The organism is Alkaliphilus pronyensis (assembly GCF_009017275.1).
In the GTDB taxonomy this organism is placed as follows: Bacteria; Bacillota; Clostridia; order Peptostreptococcales; family Natronincolaceae; genus Alkaliphilus_C; species Alkaliphilus_C pronyensis.
The window spans coordinates 77,610-97,745 of record NZ_WBZC01000003.1 but is presented as its reverse complement, the minus strand read 5'-3'; the positions used below and the strand labels follow the sequence as shown (position 1 = coordinate 97,745).

The following is a 20,136-nucleotide window of genomic DNA, read 5'->3' as shown; positions in this document are numbered from 1 at the left end:
GTCTATTTTCCTCCTTTAATAAAGATTATCTTAGTTATTTTGAACTGTATCTAAAACAGTTACTTAGCAACCTTCACCATTGCTGGTCTTAAAACTCTATTATTTATAATATAGCCTTTTTGAAAAACTTCAACTACTGTATCGGCTTCTGCCTCTGATTCCTCTTGAGCAACAGCATGATGTAAGTTCATATCAAAGGGCCTATTTAAGGCTTCAATTTCTTCTATACCATGCTTTTTAAGGGTTTCCTTCATTTGCTTAATAACCAACTCAATTCCTTTAAATAAACTGGTGTCTTTTTGATTTTCGTCTGCCGAGCTAACGGCTCTTTCTAGGTTGTCTATTATGTTAAGTAGGTCTACTGCAATCTTTTCATTTGCATAAAGGTAAATATCACTTTTTTCCTTCTCTGCCCTTTTTTTATAGTTCATGAAATCTGCCTGTAATCTCTGTAGTCGATTATAGTAATCCTTTGCTTCCTCTTCCTTTTTTTCCAATAGCAGAGCCATAGCCTCTTTATCTTCTTCATCTGCTACTTCTTTATTAGAGGTAAGTAGCTCCTCTTGGGTGGCCTCTATGTTGCTGTTTACTTCTTCTTCTACTTCTACTTTCTTATTTTCATCACCTTTTTCAATAGTTTCTTTGTTTTCCTTACTCTCTTGAACATTATCCTTCAAAGTATAAGCACCTGCCTTTTTATGTATTTAGAACTAAAGCTTGACTAACCATCAACAAATATAGAGTGCAAAATGTCCTAATGACACTTCGCACTAGCTTTATTCATTACCCTTCTTTAATAATTGGTTAATATGCTTACTAATCTGACCCATTATATTTATAACATTTGCATAATCCATTCGTGTAGGACCTATAACACTTAACCAACCAATAGAGCTACCACTAATTTTGAAGGTAGCTGTTACTAAACTGTACTCCTTTACTTCGGAATAGCAGTTTTCATTACCAATAGAAATGGTTATACCTTCATTATCTGATGTTGAAACAAGGTTCTTAATAACCTCTTTTTCCTCCAGCATTGATAAAAATGATTTTGCCTTAAATATATCGCTGAATTCTGGAAAGTTGAATATATTTGTGGTTCCATTTAAAAAGAGCTCAAAATCGTCAAGTCTCTCTAAGGTTTGAAACAGCTCTGGTACCACCTTCTCTATTATATTGTTACATTTATAGATTTCATTATTTAGCTCTTGAATAAGCTGACTTTCAATGTCCATTATTGATAGTCCAGCTAGCTTTTCATTTAACAGGTTTGAAACCTTCTGAATAGAGGCTTCATCAAAACCACCTGTAATCTTCAGAAGAGGTTTTTTTATTACCCCTGTATCTGTTACAATAATAGCAACAAGGTTTTCTGAATCAATCGGTACAAGCTGCAAAAACTTAAGTTTATTTCCCTTTATTTGTGGTGTTAAAGCCAATGAGGTGTATCTAGTTAGCTCCGAAAGTACCTTTGAGCTATATTGTAATAATCGCTCAACCTCAACAAATTTTTTTAAAAGATTAGCTTTAATAAAGGTTTTCTGATAGTTTGTATTTTTTGTCTTAGTCATTAGAGCATCTACATATAATCTATAGGCTTTATCTGATGGAACTCTACCTGCAGAGGTATGGGGTTGCATTAAAAAACCTAATTCTTCTAGGTCTGCCATTTCATTACGAATTGTTGCAGGACTTACACCAAGATCATATCTTTTCGTTAATGTTCTTGAGCCAATAGGTTCAGCCGTTTGAATATAATCTTGAATTATAGCCTGTAATATTTTTAGTTTCCTATCATTCAGCTCCATTTTACCACCTCTTTTTTATTAGCACTCTTTAGTGTTGAGTGCTAACTCCACCTGTTTTTAACATAACATTTGATTTATTTTTTGTCAATAGTTTGAATTTATTTTTTTAATTTATTAGCATTTCTGCAAAAACTAAATTGGCTAAATCAATACCTTTTGGTGTTAATTTAATTGTATCCTTAGTAATAGTAATTAGGTTTTGCTTTTCCAGCTGTACTAATTTATCCTTATATATAGTAAAGGGGCATATGCCAAAGCGTTTTTTAAACTTTGGTATACTGACTCCTGCCATCATTCTTAGTCCTAAAAACATTGTTTCACTTATTTCATCTTTAGTAGTTAGTTTTGTAATTTCATTTACTGGAGCCTCACCATTATTCAACAGTCTTATGTAATCATCTATATTAACTACATTATTAAAGCGTCCCTCCGACATGTAGGAATGGGCACCTGCCCCTAATCCCAAGTAGAATTCATTATTCCAGTAAATTAAATTATGCTTACATTCAAAGCCTTCTTTACCGAAGTTGGAAATTTCATAATGGTTATAATTTTTTTGTTTTAAGTAATCTATTGTATAGTGGAACATCTCAAGCTCCTGCTCTTCTTTTAATGGTACTAGCTTTTTGCTTTTATAGTCCTTGTATAGGGCAGTACCCTCCTCTAAAATAAGACTATAGGCAGAAATATGGGGAATTTCAAGCTCAACCATCTGCCTCAAGGAAGTCCTCCATTCATTTAAGGTTTGATTAGGCAGGCTAAACATTAAATCTACATTTATGTTATTGAAGCCTATTTTTTTTACTGATTTTATATTATCCATGAACTCTTTATAACTATGGATTCTACCAAGTCTTTTTAGGTGGTGGTCTTGACAAGCTTGTAGTCCCACGCTTAAACGATTGATACCGGCTGTCTTGTAGTCATTTAGCTTATCTATCCTCAGTGTCCCAGGATTAGTCTCTATTGTAATCTCTATATTATTAGCTACTCTATACTTTTTAATTATTGTATTTAAAATATTATATATATCTTCTCCCATCAATAGGGAAGGTGTTCCTCCTCCAATAAATATGGTTTTAATTCTACATTCCCTTAATCTATGGGAATAAAGCTCTATCTCTTTTAGTAGAGCCTTTAAATAGGGGAGTATTTTGGCTTTTTCTCCCTCAAAGGAGTTAAAATCGCAGTAGAAGCATTTCCTTTCACAAAATGGAATATGAATATATAATCCTATGTCCAGCATGAAATCACCCCTCATTTACATCTTATTCTCAAAAAAATTTATGGTTAGGCTTATTATAGCCTAACCAATTATGCTTATGTTAATTAACTATCCAGCTTTAAAACCGACATAAAAGCCTTTTGTGGGACTTCAACACTACCAACCTGTCTCATACGCTTTTTACCTTCTTTTTGCTTCTCCAGAAGCTTTTTCTTACGGGTAATGTCGCCACCATAGCATTTGGCAAGTACGTCTTTACGAAGAGCCTTTATGGTTTCTCTAGCTATTATCTTCTGGCCTATGGCTGCCTGTATAGGTATTGGAAATTGGTGTCTTGGTATTTCATCCTTTAATTTATCACACATTCCTTTACCACGGGGATATGCCTTGTCCTGATGAACTATAAAGGATAGGGCATCCACCTGCTCTCCATTTATTAATATATCTAGCTTAACAAGCTTAGATTCCCTATAGCCTAAAAACTCATAGTCAAGTGACCCATAGCCCTTAGTTTTTGATTTTAATGCATCGAAAAAATCATATATGACTTCATTCAAGGGTAATTCATAATGTAAGGTTACTCTAGTCTCATCGATATACTCCATGTTTTTCATCTCGCCACGTCGCTCTTGGCATAGCTCCATCACAGTACCTACATAAAGGGTTGGTACCATAATATTTGATTTAACAATGGGTTCTTCCATTTTTAATATTTCCTGCGGTTTTGGAAGGTTTGCAGGATTTTGTATCATTACTACCTCTCCATCAGTTTTTGTTATTCTGTAAATAACACTTGGAGCTGTTGTAACTATGTCAAGATTAAACTCTCTTTCTAATCTTTCCTGTACTATTTCCATATGAAGTAGACCTAAAAAGCCACATCTAAAACCAAAGCCCAAAGCTGCTGAGGTCTCTGGTTCAAATACTAGTGCTGCATCATTTACCTGTAGCTTTTCTAATGCGTCCCTAACATCTTCGTATTTTTCACCTTCTGCAGGATATATACCACAATACACCATAGGGGTTACCTTTCGATAGCCGGGTAAGGGTATTTCTGTAGGTCTATTGGCCTCTGTTATTGTATCTCCAACACGACAATTTCTAACATCCTTAATACTGGCTGCAACATAGCCAACGTCTCCAGCACTAAGCTCTGGCATTTGAATGGCTCCAGGTGAAAATATACCAACCTCTGTTACTTCAAACTCTTTATTGGTGGCCATCATTTTTATCTTCATGCCCTTTTTCAATTTTCCTTCTATAACCCTTATGTAGGCTATTACCCCTCTGTAGTTGTCATAAAATGAGTCGAAAATCAATGCCTTGAGGGATGCCTCCTTATCACCATGTGGTGCTGGCACTTTTTTTACAATAGCCTCTAACACATCGGTAATATTTAAACCATCCTTAGCTGATATTAACGGTGCATCAGATGCATCAAGACCAATAATATCCTCAATTTCTTTTTTTACTTCATCTGGTCTTGCACTTGGTAAGTCTATTTTGTTTATTACAGGTATTATTTCAAGATCCTGCTCTAAGGCCAAATATACATTGGCTAAGGTTTGAGCTTCTATCCCCTGAGCCGCATCTACTACAAGAATTGCCCCTTCACAGGCTGCAAGACTTCTAGATACTTCATAGGTAAAATCAACATGTCCAGGGGTATCTATTAGGTTAAGGTAATATTCTTCACCGTCTTGAGCTTTATAAACAAGTCTAATGGTTTGGAGCTTTATTGTTATTCCTCTTTCCCTCTCTAGTTCCATATTATCTAAAATTTGCTGCTGCATATCCCTCTGGCTTATAAGACCTGTCTGCTCAATAAGTCTATCGGCCAAGGTAGATTTTCCATGGTCTATATGGGCAATAATAGAAAAATTACGTATCTTGTTTTGTCTATCACTTGGCATGTTAGATAATCCTCCTTTAAACTGCATAGCTTCATAAATTATATCATAAACTTCTATATTGGGATAGTCAATTTTTTTATTGAAATACCATGAATAAATGGAGATTTTTATTTATCTAACATTATAAAGAAGCTTGTAAATCCAGTCAGAGCATTTATTAAAGTATATACCTGCTTTATTGATGTAGTTACTAATGGTTTCAATAACAACATCCTGATTAATATCATAAAGGTTACCAAAAAGGTATATGCTGTGGATGTTATCATTTCTCATATACCCAAATACTTGTCCATCAAATTCAGCTAGCATTTCCCTTGTTGAGTAATCAGTTACCAATAGTCCACCAGTAAACAAAAGTAATATTAAGGAAAGGGCAAGCTTCACCCTTCTTCGCCTCTTTTTTTCTTTTCTTTTAGCTTCTATTCTGCTCATCTACATCACCATTGATAGTGTAGACGTTTTTTGAATTTTTTAAACTACTCCCTTAAATTATCTAATGTATTTGCCAAAACCTCTGCTAAATAAACTGCAGATTTTTTTGCCTCCTCAATTGTATTGGCATTGCTGCCAACCTCAAGCAAAGCATAATGATTGGTTAAATATTGATTAAATCTACCATAGGGCTTAACCAGTATTGGTTTGCTAAGCTCTGGATATATTGAATCGCTAACTGTTTTTATTAGCTGAGCAAATTTTGTAACTTCAACTTTATTTGGGGTCTCAGACCCAATTACAAGCTGAAATTTAGAGGCTGTTTCTCCATTTATTAAAATTTGATTGTTTTTAATTAATCTATCTCTGTTAGGGTTAGTATCAATGTGATCATATCCATCCCTATGTACATCTAGTACAACCTTAATTGAGGGATATTCCTTCAATATCTCTTTGGCTGTAGCTATTGACCTACCATATGAACCATTATAGGATGGGTAATCATGATAAGTAGTATCATGTATAACTTCAAACCCTCTATCCTCCAGTTGCTTTTTTATTATTTCTCCAATGGTAATAACAGAGTATTCCCTTCTTAAGGAATGATAGTTTCCTTCAGAGGCTGGTTTATAGGATTCTGTACCGTGGGTATGATATATTAATATTTGGGGTTTATCTTCTTCAAATGTAATTTTTTCTGGCATCTCTGATGGTGCTAAGTTCAATTGAAAATTACCCATTAAGCTATCAACTATTTGCTGTGACTCTGATAAATATATACCACCCTTTAGTTCTCCAATATCGTCTGGGTCTTCTGTAGAATTTATGCTTGTTATAGCTGCCTCGGAGGCTTCTTCATCCTCAGACCTATCGGTTATTTTATTTTCACTATTATTGGCTGCTTTATTTTTTTCTGCTAAGTAAAGGCCCTGTGGTTTATTACTAACTAGTGCTAAAGCAGGAAATTGTGATTCAATGAAGGTTATTGGATTTTTAAAGTCAATAAAAAAAATGTTTTTATAAAGAGAAGTATATATACCCCTTAAATTGATAAGTTCTAAATTGTTTTCATCACTGGAGCCAGGAAAAACCTGTTCTATTGCTATGTAAAATATTCTACCTATATCGTTACTGGATATAGTGTCTTGATTAGGCTTATTTCCAGATGCATATGCAGTGTTATTAAACAAAATATCATAAGAAGCTACTAAAATACATAAAATTAAAATTACAATAACTATATTTCTAAAATCATTGAGAAACCATAATCTCTTAAAAAGCATTAGTCGCACCTGCCTATTCATCAGTAATATATATTGATAAATATGTGATGCGACTGTAAAATATGCAATCAATAATAATCATTAATGAATGTAACGATTAACATCTTTAAGGTCTATTCCAGGATGAAGTGCAATATTTATGGCATTTGCTATTATATGTGATAGGTCTAATACTATTTTATCTACATCTTTAGGTGTTACCATAACGTTAGCATTATACGGCTCCAGTACTTCCCTTATCAATGAATATTTTTCTTCCTCCTTTAGCTCCCTTAGCATATTATAGAATTGTGACCCTTTTTGTGCTTGTTTTGAAAATGCCTCCATAACAAGGTGAATGGTGTCGCTGGTTAAGGTAGCTGCATCTACAACTGTTGGCACTCCTATAGCAATGACAGGTACCCCCAGAGTTTCTTTATTTAAAGCCTTTCTTTTGTTTCCTACTCCTGAACCAGGATTTATACCTGTACTTGAAATTTGAATTGTTGTGTTAACCCTCTCCATTTTTCTTGAGGCTAATGCGTCTATGGCTACAACAATATCTGGCTTTATTTTTTCAACAATACCTTGAACTATTTCACCTGTCTCAACACCTGTAGTTCCCATTACTCCAGGTGATATAGCACTTATTTGTCCCAAGCCTTCGTCCCTGTCTTTTTTATAAAACTGAAAAAGGTGTCTTGTAACAAAAACCTTTGAAGCAACCTTTGGACCTAATGCATCTGGAGTTACATTCCAATTCCCTAGTCCAACCACTAAAGCCCTTATATTTGTGTTGTTTCCCACTACTTCCTTCAGTTCCTTAGCAAGTATTTGGCTAACCTCATCCTTTAAGTTTGCATCGCTTCTTCGTAGGGCTTTACATTCAAGGGTAATATATTTACCTATGGCCTTTCCCATTATTTGCTGTGCTTCCTCATTCATGATTTCAACTCTTGTGATTGTAACATCATTAATCTTTTCTTGGTCAACAGCTACACCTGGAATCTCCTGCTGTTTTTCCTCGTGGTACAGCTCTCTAGCTTCAAGGGCAAGATCTGTTCTTACTTGAAACATTACTTCACCTCATTTTTAAGTTTTTCTTAGTATTTGATATATTTAATGAAAATATGATTATAATAAAACCACAGCACTTATAATTTTTAATAAAAAAAGCTGTTTTTATGCTTTCAGATTACATTTAATAATTAAGTTTTTTTTTATTATTGTTGCATTTTTTAAGCATATCTGATAGAATTACTGTGTTAATGACCGTGCAAGGGGGGTGAACATATTGGCAAATATTAAATCAGCAAAGAAAAGAATTAAAGTTATTGCAAAAAAGACAGCAAGAAATAGAATGATTAAATCTCAGCTTAAAACAGCTATTAAAAGATTTGAAGAGGCTCTAAAAAGCCAAAGCTTTGATGATGCTAAGGCTAAGTTAAGATTTGTAGATAAAAAGCTTAAGCAGGCTGCATCTAAGGGTGTAATTCATAAATCTAAAGCTTCAAGAAGCCTTTCTAGACTTGCTAAAAAATTTAACAAAGCATTATAATTTACGTATTGACTAAAACCGTGTCTCGTTCCAGCTCAATACTTAGAAATAGAATAAGCGTACAAAGGTACGCTTTTTGCTTTTTGCAAAACCTATTTACACATGTCAATTATCAACAGTTCCATAGCTATTTTATCATTCATTCTTCCAGATTTTATCATGTAATCCATCTCTAAAAACTGAACAAGAAGATATTTTAATCTTTTTTCTGTATAGCCATTGCTTTGGGATACACATTTTGATGCCACATAAGGATGAATACCTAGCTTTGATGCTATCATCTTTGAGGTATACCCATCCTCCATCAAAAGCTTGGAGCTTAAAATATTCTTAACCTGGTTGCTCATGGTGGCCATGATTCTTAAAACAGCTTCACCCTCCCTTAAAATATGGTTTAATCTTTTCAATGCATCCTTAGTATCCTTTCTACCTATTGCATCAAGCAGCTTAAATATATCATTTTGAAATCTGTTTACTGTTACCTCTTCTATATGCTGAATTTTAACAGCTTCTTGCTCCCCCATAAAGGAGATTATTTTCTTCATTTCGTTTTCTACATCCAATAGGGTTTGTGTAGCATTTTTCCCTAAGTAATCTAGGTTATTTAACATAAAAGCCAACTCTTTTTTTTCTATTGTCTTTCCTCTTTTTTTAAAATACTTAATAATCCAGCTTTGTAACTCCCCTTCCTTTAATTTAGCTAGCTCACATAATTCTCCATGTTTTTTTATTGCTTTAATAAGCTTTTTTCTTGAGTCTATTGACCCTAAGCCATAAAAAACTAAGCAGGTCTCTTGTGGAATTCTACTAAAATAATCTAATAGTAATTCTTCATCTTCCCCACTTATTATCTTATTCTTTCCCTGTAATGCTTCAATGCCCTTCACCATAACAAGCTTTTTACTGGCCATAAAGGGCAAGGTTTCACAAGCATCAATTAATGCATCAATGGTAAGGTCTTTACCCTCTAGCATTTTATAGTTCAACTCTTCAAAATCTGGATTAACCAGATGACCCTTTATGCGGGTAATTATGTCTTCACCTAGATAAGCCTCTTCTCCATAAATCAAATACAAGCTTCCAAGTGAATTGCTTTTAATTTGGGAAATTAATTGCTTATAGCTCATATTTCTAACCTCTCCATTACACTATTTTTCTTTGTATTAATAAAAACATAAATTGCTATTAAAATAAAGTAGTATGTAAAAACCTCATAGGGCTTCATTTCTTGAAGTGAAATACTGCTAAAGAATAATTGGCTACTAGTCCTTACAATATATATCATATATGTTAAGATCGTATTGGTCAAAGAATTAAAAATTGAAGCAGCGCCAATTGATATAGCTCCTATAGTAATGCTGATAAAAGCTAATGTTATCAGAACACCTAATAGTGGAACAATTAATAGGTTTGTAATTGGAGCTACAATTGATATTTCGTTAAAATGATATGCCATAATAGGCATTGTACCCAACTGTGCAGCTATGGTAACTGACAAAAGCTGTCTTATGTAGTCTGGTATTCTACTCAACAGCCTGTTTAGTAAAGGATATAGGGTTAATATGCTTAAGGTAGCTGCAAAGGATAGCTGAAAAGAAACTGTAAAAAGAGTTATAGGGTTTAATAGTAAAACAATAAAGGCAATAAAGGCTAAGGTATTAATTGAATTATAGGGACGATGTAAAAAATACGCTAAAACAAGTATAAAATACATGGACGAAGCCCTTATTATTGAAACAGGAAAACCAACTAAGTATGCGTATAAAAGAATAATAGACATAGTTAATAGTAAACTCAAATTTCTTCCTGTTCCTAATAGGCTTAATAGCTTATGGAGTATTAATACTATTATACCAATATGAAGCCCTGAAATTGCTATGATATGGGCTGTTCCACTTTTAGAAAAGGAGTTTAACATATCCTTTGATAGGTAGCCTTGATTTCCAAACAAAATACTCTTCATTAGGGATGCCTGTTGCTCCATAAGGGTTTTGTCAAGTATAGCCTCCAACTCTTTTTTAAACCAGTTGCTAGGGCCCAATAGGTTTAATCCCTGATTATAGTTGACATCATCTATAGAATCTCCATTAATACCTATTATGCTACTAAATCCATTACCCTTTAAATACAGATTATAGCCAGAAAGGTTATGGTAGTGTATTACATCTAAAAAAAGGTGGTTACTAAAGGCTATTGTTTCACCTGGCTTTATCAAGTCTCTATCGTAATCAAAAAATATTTTCCCTTTAGACTTTTGATTTAAATCAGCTTCTTTTTCTTCGTTTATTATTTTAATTATTTTTAGGTCCACTTCCCAATACTGGTTTTTTTCTAAAGGCTCTGAAAGAACCTTTGCAACTGCTTGATAGTCCTCCTTAAGCAGCTCTTTTACTTCTATAGCTTTATTAAGCTGCAATTGATATGAAACTATTCCCAAAATTACCACAAGTATAGAAATAATCCAAAAATCTATTACCTTAAAATATATACCAATAGCTAATAGAGCTATAACAACAACCCCCATAGCTGTTAATGGTATTATTACACCTGTAAAATGTCCAATTAATATCCCTACAATTAAGGGTATAAGCAAGAAACAAAAGGGTCCTTTCAAGACAATCTCCCCTAAAAAGATTAATCTACAGTATTCTTGTTGGATGAAGCACCATATTTTTCGTACAGTATTCCACTTGTAAATGCAGTTATGGGAATTGTTAGAATTAAGCCAATAGTTCCTGATACTGCCCTTACAATTTCTGTTGCAATAATATCAAGATTAATAATTTTAATCATATCTGTTTCATAGGCCATAAATAATAGTAATAAAGGTATGGCACTGCCTGTATAGGCAAGAATTAATGTGTTTGTCATGGTACCCATAATATCTTTACCTACGTTCATACCTGACATTATTAACTCCCTAACCTTTACATGGGGACTTAACCTCTTTATCTCCTCCATAGCTGAAGCCACTGAAATTCCAACATCCATTACAGCCCCCAATGCACCAAGCATTATGCCTGAAAATAATAGTCCTTTAAAGTCAAATTGGATGTTTTGAGGTATATACATAAGCATAGTAGCTTCTTCACCTGAAAGTCCAGTAAGTTTAACCTGTGAGCCTATAATAAATGTTATTAGTCCTGCTGTAATAACTCCCCCCATTATTCCAATAATGGCAGAGAAGCTTTTTATGCTTATTCCTGCAATTATAAATATAGTAATAAGGGTAATAAGTATAGATGTAATAACTGTTAGTAAAATAGGACTATATCCCCTTAGAATTCCAGGTAATAAAAACTTCATAACTAAGGTAATTGTTATCCCTAATGTCACAAGGGCCTTAACCCCTGTTTTTTTACCTATAATAACTAATAAAGCAATAAATAATGCAATAACTCCAAAAACATAGGTATCTCTTATGTAATCGGCGATGTAAACTTCAACCGAATCCTCAAGCTCCTCAACAACTATTAATACCCTATCTCCAGCCTTTACTGGTAAATCATATCCATAGCTACCACTTAAATAATGCTTAATTGTAAACTGTTGTCCCTCATATTTACCAGACAACACCTCTATAGTGACTAGCTTGCTTTCAAGAAAATCTTCGGCTGACTCTTCAGTGTCTACCTCATCAACAGCAATAACCTTACCTCTTTCTGTTATCATTTCCTCTTGGGTGGTATCGGCACTATAGCTAAATCCTGTAAATAGTATAGTAATTATCATTATGATAATGAAATTTTTTCTCATGATATATCGCCTCCAATCAGTTAGTAGTTATTATACTAAAAAAATAGCAGAAAGTCACTAGACCTTCTGCTATTGTTAGAGGTGCTTTTTACTTATAACCGACAGATATCTATGGGGTGAAGTAGTTTCGTCTGAATGGGTGTTATCCTCGTAATCAAGAAAGGCACGAATATTTACAGTGCGGTTTTTTGAATCATAGTTTATTTTTATATCCTTCGGTCGCCCATCGTCTCTGTGATACTGTAAAAAGAGATTAATAATATTATGGGCAGCTTCATCATTTACATCCTCGTAGATTTGTAAATACTCCTTTTCAGGTATTTCTAAGTATAAATCATATCCATATTTCAGTTTAACTCTTCTTTCAAAAATACTATTTAACAAGATTAACACACCCTTCTTAAATAAAATAATCAATAGTATTTTTGCCTAAAAGTAAAATAAATATTATACTTTGCTTTCTATATATAATAGGTCTTACCTTCCTCTGCAATTTCTAATATGTTGGTATAAACCTCTGTTGCCTCCTTAAAAATCAAATTTGTATTTGTTGCAGGAAAAATATGGGTTAGTATTACTCTACGGAGATTTGCCTCCACTGCTATTTCACCCACCTGCTTTGCAGAAAGGTGGGGAGTAGAGTCGGTAATATCCCTTTCTAAAATACCACCTTCACACAAAAACAAATCACAGCCCTTTATTTTATCAGCTAATTCAGGAAAAAACTTAGTATCACCTGAGTACACTAATTTTTTATTGTTATTTTCAAATACCATACCATAGCATTCTACTGGATGGTCTGTTTTAAAAAAGCTAACATCTAGTCCTTTAATATTAACCTTTAGCTCTTCATTTATTATGCTTCTAGTAAAGGCTTGTTGATAGGGTATTCGATTATAATCCTCCAAAGGGCTAGAGGGTAAGAATATACTTATAGGCTTAGTTATTTTTCCCATCATTTGACCAATTGCAATTGCATACCTTAACACCATCAAGTCACTCATATGATCTGGATGGAGATGGCTTATGAAAATGGCATCCAGCTTATTTAAGTCATTACAATGTGTAAAAAGCCTTGATATCACTCCATTACCACAGTCAATTAATATTTTAATATCTTGATCCTCCAGTAAATAACCTGAGCAGGCACCATTTGCCTTTGGATATGGACCATAACAGCCTAACACCGTTAGCTTCATTTTGTAATTCACCCTTCACTTACATTAGTTTGCTTAACCTGCTTTAAAAACTTGATAGCTTCATTAATAGGCTCATAGCTAGGCATAATTTTTCTTGCCTTATAAAGATGCCATTGTGCTTTTTCGAAGTTTTCTAGCTGAAAGTATATAACCCCCATTTGATAATGGGCATAGCCGTTTTCAGGAAACATTTCAATTAGCTTTTTTGTGTGTAATAGAGCCTTTTTTTCATCCTTAAGCTTATAAAGATAAATTTGAGATAGGCTTAATAATGTATAAGAATCATCAGGTGATAATTTTAGTGACTTAATGTAATACTTTATAGCCTCTTCATAATTTTCTAATTCAAAATTTGATGCAGCTATACCATTATATAAATCTATAGTAAAGTCATCTGCCTTTTTAACCTTTAGCTTTTCCAAGGCTTTTTCATAGCAATCTACTGCCTCGTTATTCCGTTCTAGTTCATACAAAACATCACCCATTAATTTCCAAAAGAATGCATTGCTTGGCTGTCTTTTTATAGCTTTATTAAGGTATTCCACTGCATATTCATAGTTACCTAGATTGTTTGAAGCAATAACTAGATTGCTAATTAAAAACTTGTTATTTGGCTTCTTTTTCAACGCCTCTTGACAGGTTTTTACTGCCTCCTCCTCCATACCGTTAATTATAAAGAAGCTACTCATATTAAGGTAAGGCTCTATAGAATCTGGCTGAAGCATCATGTGAGTTTTTAAGCAGTTGATTGATCTACCTAGGTTATTAGCTTCCTCATAATAATAGGCAAGCTCTTCAAAAATATAATATCTCTTATATTTTTTAAAGAAAAAGGGATTATACTTTAATATAACCTTTAATCCATAAAAACACACATTGTAGCGTTTATTCTTTAGGTGACTTTTAGCCTCCATATAGAATAATCGCCAACTATCATCTGCTGGTATATCTAGGTCCATTAATTTGTATTTCTTTAACCATAGTCTTTCTAATTCTCTTGGACTCATATCAACCAATGGATAAAATACATTTTTATCCGTAGTTAATGAATCCTTCTTTTTCATAATGGTGTTGTAAAGGGCTTTACCATTAATGCTTTTATTAAAAACTATTTCCAGCCAGTACCCAGGAATTTTTTTAATAGTATTTTTAAATTTCATATTTGATATACCTGGTATAATGGGTGAAATCATTTTGTTTTCTTCTATAGTAATTTTTTCAACCTTAAACTCATTCTTAATAAAATCTACCCTGTTTTTTTTGCTGGGAAAAAACAAACAAATTCTCATATAAAACTTCCTCCTAAGCTAGCCCGCACTACTATATATCATACTATATGTTATATGATTTGTTAACACAATAATCAATTATGTGATGGTTACAGCTATACATCAAAGGGTATTATAACTGCCTCTGTAGTAGCTTTCTCCAGATATACCACAAAACCACCTAAGCTACTAATATATTCTATTGCTTTAATAGGATATTTATTTCTAAAAAATATGTGACTATCGGTTCCATCTAATATATAAAGGGAATTATTTTTCACATACATAATTCCATCCTTTATCTCTAAAAAGCCTATGTAATCAGCATTATCTCCCCTACTATTTTTAAAGCCTTTTACTTGGCTGTTTATAATTATACCACTACCTTCTAAATCCACCACCTTCAAATTATATGAACTATTATTTAAGCTGGTTGTATATATAAGGTATCTATCCCTTTTCAATACATCATGGATATTAATGCATGTATTCTCCTGATTATTGTCCCTATAGCTTATTATACTTCTTCTTTTTATATCCATCAAATGGATATTAATTCCCCTTTCTATTCCACTAACAAATATAAGGGATTTATCATCCTTAGCCCACTTAAGGGGACCCATAATATAGTTTGAATCTTCTAGTTCAGTTAAAATATTTATACTCCCTTTACCTATTCTGTTATATAGTCCAATTTTACTTGATAAATAAACAGTTTTATCCTGTATAGCTCTTTTTACTAATTCCTTATTCTTATCTAGGTATAAGTATCCAATTATTTTTTCATTATTACTCCATCTAGGGTAAATGCCATAAATTAAATCATGTATTAATGTGCCCTTAGTAGTACCATAGCTTTTAAAGCCTACTATTTCTTCCCCTTCTCTAATTTGAATAGTTATAAAGCCTCCCTTTGGAGAAAGGGTAACAGCTTCATCAAAGTGATTTATAATACTATTTATATTTAATCTATCGGCAGAAAAGCCATATAGATTATTATTATTTACATTATAAACATATAGCTTCTTATTCAAATTATCAAGAAATGCTATTCTGCTTTTATCACTGCTTATTTTATATAATGATTTACAAAGCCATTCATTTATTAATGTGCTTTCTCCATCAAAATAATGATGTAAGCTAAAATACTTACCCCTATCCAAAAAATATAAAAAGCCTGTGGTTGTTTTTTCAATAGCTATATTTGTAGGATAGTCAACTCCATTTAGAAAGTCCTCTTTTACCTGCCAGGATAAGTCATCTATTGATATTTCAATAACCTCCCCTGTAGCATTATTAATTAGATGTGTAAAACCATTGTATTCAAACAAGGTGAAATCCTCATATAATTCACCTTTAACTATTATTGTGTCTTGATTTTTATTTAAACTAACCTTCTGCTTTTCTGCAGCTTCTCTGGCGGTAGTTGGTGTAGCTTCCTCTAATACTAATTGAGTATCCCCTTGCTGAGGCTCAGATGTACAGCTTGTCAGCCCCAAAAGACTAACCATCAGAATAATTATAGTCCTTTTCCCCACTATCATACCTTAACCTCCATAATTGTATTTGACTTAATCATACCATTTCCATTATTTACTATAGCTATACTTCTATAGCTTTTACATTGTAGCTTATATGGTCTTTTATTTTCCCCTTGTTTTCTATATTATTAAACTGAGGAAAAAAGTTTAAGGAGAAATAAAAAAATATGAAAATAAAATACAACATCCTAATACTTACTTTAGCCTTTTTAATTATGCTGTTGGCTACTGGCTGTAATGAAGCTATAGATACACGTAACCTTAATATACATATTATTGACGTAGGTCAAGGGGATTGTATATTAATAACTGCACCAGAGGGTAAAACTATATTAATTGATGGTGGTGAAGCTAAATATAGTAAGGATATTATCAACTATATTAAAAAACATGAAATAAATAGTATAGATATTTTGATTGCAACCCATCCCCATGCTGACCATATTGGGGGATTAGCTGATGTTATTGAAGACTTTAAGGTTAATGAAATAATTATGCCTCCAGTTGCCCACACCAGTAAGGCCTTCGAGGAGCTACTAATAACAATAAAGGATAAAGACCTTAAAATAACTGCTGCAGAAGCTGGTCTACAGTATGAAATTCAAGATGATATTACACTTTCTATATTAGGTCCTTTATTTGATTATGGTGATAACTTAAACAATTGGAGTGCAACAGCAAAGTTAACCTATAAGGATAAATCCTTTTTGTTTACAGGTGATATAGAGGTTACTGCTGAAATGGACATTATAAACAGCTATAACCACAGCTATTTAAAAAGTGATTTTTTAAAAGTAAGCCATCATGGAAGTAATACGTCAACCCATCAGGATTTTTTAGAGGTTATCTCCCCTAATGTGGCTGTCATTAGTGTGGGTCGAGAAAACCCCTATGGCTTTCCCCACAAAGAGGTAATAGAACGTCTACAATCAAATAATATATTAATATACAGAACAGACCTACATAGTACTCTGGTATTTTCCAGCGATGGCCACGAAATATGGACCAACAAGAAGCCCTCTAACTAGAGGTTAAATATATACCTTTCAAAGACTTCCCTTGTCCATCTTTCTCCAAGATAACGGCTAGTTGACCTGTAGCCATAATCTTTCTCATAAAACCTTTTACAAAAGCCTTCAGTCCACTGGCTTGCCTCCTTAGCTTCTTCTTCTGTTGCCTCAATACTATTATTAATTAATCCGTGGTGCCATTGCTTAAAAAGCTCCTTTATACTATCATAGGCATCATCTATTTCAGTAGTTCTAATGAATCCATTAAAGGAATTAGGGATTATATCCCCTGCTAAGAATTCTTGTTGTTTAGAGCTGGATAGTAGCATTTCTGCATGATATTTATCCTCTTCTAATAAATCAGCCAAATGGTTTATTGCCTTTTCATCCTTTGCCCTATAAAAGGGATAATGGGTTAAAGCCAAAACCCTTTTGGGTACAATTATAACTTGATATAAAAACATTGGATACGGGGTTGAAGCTTTAGGAAAAGCAATTCCAAAATCATAGTGATATAGATTTAAACCTTTGATCGTCAAGGTAGCAAACCTATCTAAGCCTTCTCCCTTAAATAATTTAAGGCTTCCCTTTGAAAAGAGCTTTTTCTTAAGCTGCATGTCACTGGGAATATCCAATGGAGAAAGTGAATCTATTGCAGTTAACATGTCCTGTAGAGGTAATTTTGCCTTTTTAATCATTTGTTTTCCTCCTGTCACTAACAAATTTTCTTATAGCTTCCTTTTCTCTTTTATCCAGCTGATAAAGAGAGAAAACAGCTTCGTCTATTTCCATTAAGCTTACCTGTTGCATTATCTGATTTACTTGATTATTACATATTTCATCCACTAATCTTATAATTTTATTGGTTTCTTTGCTATCAATATTAACTATGGGTATTGCCTTTAAAGGAGTAGCATATAGCTCAAGCTGTTCCCCCTTTCTCTTTCCCCTATTAAAAAGCCAAAAATACATCAGTGAAGAGTTTAGTACTCCTAAAAGATATAATAAGGATACTTTGCTTTTAGGGCTTATAAAATACACATCTGCACTTGCATACAATGGTCCATCATGATATGCAAAGGAGTTTTCTGCAGCCCTTTGTGGTGAAACTATTTTTTCTCCATTAAATATTTCTTCATCTCTAGGCCATTGTAGGGAGTACCATTTCCTTTTATTGTTCCTTACTTCACGCCTTTCAATTAATTGATCTTTGAATACATTTAAATGACTATGGAGCTCTGGAAGCTCTTGAATGTTTTCAACACTAGTATCATTAATATATAAAATTTTGAATTTTTTGTTCTCTAAAACACAGTACTTTTTTATATCGCTGTTTTTATAAAAATCCTTTAACAGTTTATTATACTTTTGTTTATTTAATCCAGCCTCCTCTATCTCCTTATCATTTAAAACAAAAATTCCCCTTCCAGTCTCATTCTCCAGCTGTAGCCTTTCTCCCCACTTTTCATTTAATCGATCTGCACCACTTACAATTCCTTGATTAATGTTGCATAGTTCCCCTAAGCTACAATTAGAAATCCCAGCTATTTTATCTAGTATTTTATCATTAATTACATCTTTGTTAATAAGAATATTACCATGAAAGTCATAAAGCTGCTCTTGCCTTGGTAATTGTGTTTTCGAGACACCTTCCTCCTTAACATCTCCAAAAACAATACCAGCTAGGCCATGGAGCTTTATTTTTCTATTATCTATATTTATAAGCTCAATCCTGTTACAGTTTTTACCTTTCTTAGCTTGAAATATAATATTATGTTGGCCTTTAGCCTCTTTAAATAGATTTAGGCTATTGAAATTTATTAACCAAGAAAAGCTCATATTCTCCTTTAAGAAACACCTTAATTTAAGTCCCCCATCGGCTGTAACAAAGTAATTTGTAGTAATAAAGGTTATTGTGGCATTTTCCTTTAATAGCTCATACCCTTTGTAGATAAAAAAATAAAAATAATCCATTTTCCCTTCGTAGTATCTATTTCCAAATTCTGTTGCTTTTATTTTATTAAAAAGCTGTTTGTTGCCACGTTCCCCTATATATGGTGGGTTACCTATGACAATATCAAATGAATTATCAATTGGCTCACCATTAATTTCCTTTAGCAATAATCCATCTGCTTCAAAAATGTTTAAATTGATAGCTTCTTTATTTGAACTACTACCATCTCTTTTATACTCCATCAGTAGCAATAATTTGCATAATGCTACGGTATTTTTCTGCATATCTACTCCATATATACTTTTCTCTAATAGTGTTTTTTTTATAGTTAAAGCATCTATATCAATATCAATGGAGCTGTATAATCCAATTATTAAATTTGATAATACATTTAATGCTTCTCTTAAAAAAACTCCACCACCACAGGCAATATCAATTACCTTAATTGATAAAAGCTTTGACAGCATCCCTTTAGTTTTTTCCTTATCTGTAAATGGATTTTCCCCCATCATAACCCTTTTAGCAACAGATTCCCCTTCACAACCTTCAATAAAAGCTTCTAGGGCCTTCGCCACCATAATTTCTACTATGGAGCTGGGTGTATAATATGTGCCAGTTTTAGATCGGTTTTTATCCAGCAATAGTCCTTCAAATAAACCCTCTAACTCCTTTAAATCTATATTTGCTTTTTTATCTTTTATATTATTAGCTATTAGGCTATTTAGCTTATCATATTTTTCCTGTGATATATGGAAATACATAGGTTTATAGTGGCTAAAGTCTTTGCTTTCACTTAATTTCTTTAGAAACTCATCTTTACAAATAAAACCAGAATTATTGGGTATATAATTAAAATAAATATTTAAATATATCCATAATAGTTTCTCTATATCAAGGAGGCTACAATCCATCATATGGTCCACCAAGAATCTCCTGCACTCATATTGAAATCCTTTATACATACATATTACCTCCAGTTATAAAGCTTATTAAAAAAAACAGGTGAAGAAAGTATCTTCACCTATTTCAATCACATATTTGGGCATTTACATGATTGAGACAACCAAACAAAAGTGTTTGTTGGTTACTTAAAATATTCTACAAAATATGATAAATCCCTTCTTTTAAAAATTTCTAGCAAAAAAGTTTATTATTTGCTTATTAAATTTGATATTTAATACGATAAATAAAGTAATAGCCTTTATTGTAG

At 32.9% G+C, this 20,136-nt stretch carries 18 protein-coding genes; 2 read left to right on the top strand and 16 right to left on the bottom strand.

Annotated elements, in window-relative coordinates; genetic code table 11:
- Nucleotides 1–59: 59 nt before the first annotated feature.
- The 7 genes from grpE to gpr all read right to left on the bottom strand — a co-directional run bounded on the left by grpE (nt 60) and on the right by gpr (nt 7,717).
- On the bottom strand, nt 60–677 hold the full coding sequence (grpE, locus tag F8154_RS01260; RefSeq protein WP_243141123.1) for a nucleotide exchange factor GrpE: 618 nt from the start codon (nt 675–677) through the stop codon (nt 60–62).
- Between the two features lie 99 nt (nt 678–776).
- Nucleotides 777–1,808 carry a heat-inducible transcriptional repressor HrcA gene (gene hrcA / locus F8154_RS01255; RefSeq protein WP_151859769.1) on the bottom strand — a complete coding sequence of 344 codons (1,032 nt, stop codon included), beginning with the start codon at nt 1,806–1,808 and terminating at the stop codon, nt 777–779.
- A gap of 106 nt (nt 1,809–1,914) precedes the next feature.
- On the bottom strand, nt 1,915–3,054 hold the full coding sequence (hemW, locus tag F8154_RS01250) for a radical SAM family heme chaperone HemW (protein WP_151859768.1): 1,140 nt from the start codon (nt 3,052–3,054) through the stop codon (nt 1,915–1,917).
- 83 nt (nt 3,055–3,137) lie between these two features.
- Nucleotides 3,138–4,946 (bottom strand): translation elongation factor 4, encoded by a 1,809-nt coding sequence (gene lepA / locus F8154_RS01245; RefSeq protein WP_151859767.1) that lies wholly within the window; start codon nt 4,944–4,946, stop codon nt 3,138–3,140.
- Nucleotides 4,947–5,057: 111 nt separating this feature from the next.
- Nucleotides 5,058–5,378 (bottom strand): hypothetical protein, encoded by a 321-nt coding sequence (locus tag F8154_RS01240; RefSeq protein ID WP_151859766.1) that lies wholly within the window; start codon nt 5,376–5,378, stop codon nt 5,058–5,060.
- A gap of 44 nt (nt 5,379–5,422) precedes the next feature.
- Nucleotides 5,423–6,733 (bottom strand): stage II sporulation protein P, encoded by a 1,311-nt coding sequence (gene spoIIP, locus F8154_RS01235; RefSeq protein WP_151859765.1) that lies wholly within the window; start codon nt 6,731–6,733, stop codon nt 5,423–5,425.
- 9 nt (nt 6,734–6,742) lie between these two features.
- On the bottom strand, nt 6,743–7,717 hold the full coding sequence (gene gpr, locus F8154_RS01230) for a GPR endopeptidase (protein ID WP_151859764.1): 975 nt from the start codon (nt 7,715–7,717) through the stop codon (nt 6,743–6,745).
- Nucleotides 7,718–7,934: 217 nt separating this feature from the next.
- On the opposite strand from gpr, the gene rpsT reads away from it, so the two are divergent.
- On the top strand, nt 7,935–8,198 hold the full coding sequence (gene rpsT / locus F8154_RS01225; protein ID WP_151859763.1) for a 30S ribosomal protein S20: 264 nt from the start codon (nt 7,935–7,937) through the stop codon (nt 8,196–8,198).
- A 92-nt stretch (nt 8,199–8,290) separates the two neighbouring features.
- Here rpsT and holA read toward each other — a convergent pair whose 3' ends face one another.
- The 7 genes from holA to F8154_RS01190 all read right to left on the bottom strand — a co-directional run bounded on the left by holA (nt 8,291) and on the right by F8154_RS01190 (nt 15,965).
- On the bottom strand, nt 8,291–9,325 hold the full coding sequence (gene holA, locus F8154_RS01220) for a DNA polymerase III subunit delta (protein ID WP_151859762.1): 1,035 nt from the start codon (nt 9,323–9,325) through the stop codon (nt 8,291–8,293).
- Nucleotides 9,322–10,812 carry a ComEC/Rec2 family competence protein gene (locus F8154_RS01215; protein ID WP_151859761.1) on the bottom strand — a complete coding sequence of 497 codons (1,491 nt, stop codon included), beginning with the start codon at nt 10,810–10,812 and terminating at the stop codon, nt 9,322–9,324. The genes holA and F8154_RS01215 overlap by 4 nt, the downstream gene beginning before the upstream one ends.
- 20 nt (nt 10,813–10,832) lie before the next feature.
- A complete protein-coding gene (locus F8154_RS01210) occupies nt 10,833–11,954 on the bottom strand; it encodes a YibE/F family protein (RefSeq protein ID WP_151859760.1) in 1,122 nt (373 codons plus the stop codon).
- Nucleotides 11,955–12,029: 75 nt separating this feature from the next.
- Nucleotides 12,030–12,338 carry a hypothetical protein gene (locus F8154_RS01205; RefSeq protein WP_151859759.1) on the bottom strand — a complete coding sequence of 103 codons (309 nt, stop codon included), beginning with the start codon at nt 12,336–12,338 and terminating at the stop codon, nt 12,030–12,032.
- A gap of 77 nt (nt 12,339–12,415) precedes the next feature.
- Nucleotides 12,416–13,153 (bottom strand): MBL fold metallo-hydrolase, encoded by a 738-nt coding sequence (locus F8154_RS01200; protein WP_151859758.1) that lies wholly within the window; start codon nt 13,151–13,153, stop codon nt 12,416–12,418.
- Nucleotides 13,154–13,161: 8 nt separating this feature from the next.
- Nucleotides 13,162–14,442 (bottom strand): tetratricopeptide repeat protein, encoded by a 1,281-nt coding sequence (locus F8154_RS01195; protein WP_151859757.1) that lies wholly within the window; start codon nt 14,440–14,442, stop codon nt 13,162–13,164.
- Between the two features lie 95 nt (nt 14,443–14,537).
- Nucleotides 14,538–15,965, bottom strand: a complete 1,428-nt coding sequence (locus tag F8154_RS01190) for a hypothetical protein (protein WP_151859756.1) — start codon at nt 15,963–15,965, stop codon at nt 14,538–14,540.
- 164 nt (nt 15,966–16,129) lie between these two features.
- Between F8154_RS01190 and F8154_RS01185 the strand changes: the two genes are divergently transcribed.
- On the top strand, nt 16,130–16,990 hold the full coding sequence (locus F8154_RS01185) for a ComEC/Rec2 family competence protein (RefSeq protein ID WP_151859755.1): 861 nt from the start codon (nt 16,130–16,132) through the stop codon (nt 16,988–16,990).
- Here F8154_RS01185 and F8154_RS01180 read toward each other — a convergent pair.
- The gene (locus F8154_RS01180; protein WP_151859754.1) at nt 16,987–17,670 is read right to left on the bottom strand and encodes a hypothetical protein; all 684 of its coding nucleotides are present in this window, start codon (nt 17,668–17,670) and stop codon (nt 16,987–16,989) included. The two genes, F8154_RS01185 and F8154_RS01180, sit on opposite strands and share 4 nt — an antisense overlap.
- Nucleotides 17,663–19,888, bottom strand: a complete 2,226-nt coding sequence (locus tag F8154_RS01175) for an Eco57I restriction-modification methylase domain-containing protein (protein ID WP_151859753.1) — start codon at nt 19,886–19,888, stop codon at nt 17,663–17,665. The genes F8154_RS01180 and F8154_RS01175 overlap by 8 nt, the downstream gene beginning before the upstream one ends.
- Between the last annotated feature and the right edge of the window lie 248 nt (nt 19,889–20,136).

What these genes read in the sequence shown, in the direction of transcription:
- hrcA (WP_151859769.1), bottom strand. Translation starts at nt 1,808, where the DNA reads ATGGAGCTGAATGATAGGAAACTAAAAATATTACAGGCTATAATTCAA.
- hemW (WP_151859768.1), bottom strand. Translation starts at nt 3,054, where the DNA reads ATGCTGGACATAGGATTATATATTCATATTCCATTTTGTGAAAGGAAA.
- lepA (WP_151859767.1), bottom strand. Translation starts at nt 4,946, where the DNA reads ATGCCAAGTGATAGACAAAACAAGATACGTAATTTTTCTATTATTGCC.
- F8154_RS01240 (WP_151859766.1), bottom strand. Translation starts at nt 5,378, where the DNA reads ATGAGCAGAATAGAAGCTAAAAGAAAAGAAAAAAAGAGGCGAAGAAGG.
- gpr (WP_151859764.1), bottom strand. Translation starts at nt 7,717, where the DNA reads ATGTTTCAAGTAAGAACAGATCTTGCCCTTGAAGCTAGAGAGCTGTAC.
- holA (WP_151859762.1), bottom strand. Translation starts at nt 9,325, where the DNA reads ATGAGCTATAAGCAATTAATTTCCCAAATTAAAAGCAATTCACTTGGA.
- F8154_RS01210 (WP_151859760.1), bottom strand. Translation starts at nt 11,954, where the DNA reads ATGAGAAAAAATTTCATTATCATAATGATAATTACTATACTATTTACA.
- F8154_RS01200 (WP_151859758.1), bottom strand. Translation starts at nt 13,153, where the DNA reads ATGAAGCTAACGGTGTTAGGCTGTTATGGTCCATATCCAAAGGCAAAT.
- F8154_RS01195 (WP_151859757.1), bottom strand. Translation starts at nt 14,442, where the DNA reads ATGAGAATTTGTTTGTTTTTTCCCAGCAAAAAAAACAGGGTAGATTTT.
- F8154_RS01190 (WP_151859756.1), bottom strand. Translation starts at nt 15,965, where the DNA reads ATGATAGTGGGGAAAAGGACTATAATTATTCTGATGGTTAGTCTTTTG.
- F8154_RS01185 (WP_151859755.1), top strand. Translation starts at nt 16,130, where the DNA reads ATGAAAATAAAATACAACATCCTAATACTTACTTTAGCCTTTTTAATT.
- F8154_RS01180 (WP_151859754.1), bottom strand. Translation starts at nt 17,670, where the DNA reads ATGATTAAAAAGGCAAAATTACCTCTACAGGACATGTTAACTGCAATA.
- F8154_RS01175 (WP_151859753.1), bottom strand. Translation starts at nt 19,888, where the DNA reads ATGTATAAAGGATTTCAATATGAGTGCAGGAGATTCTTGGTGGACCAT.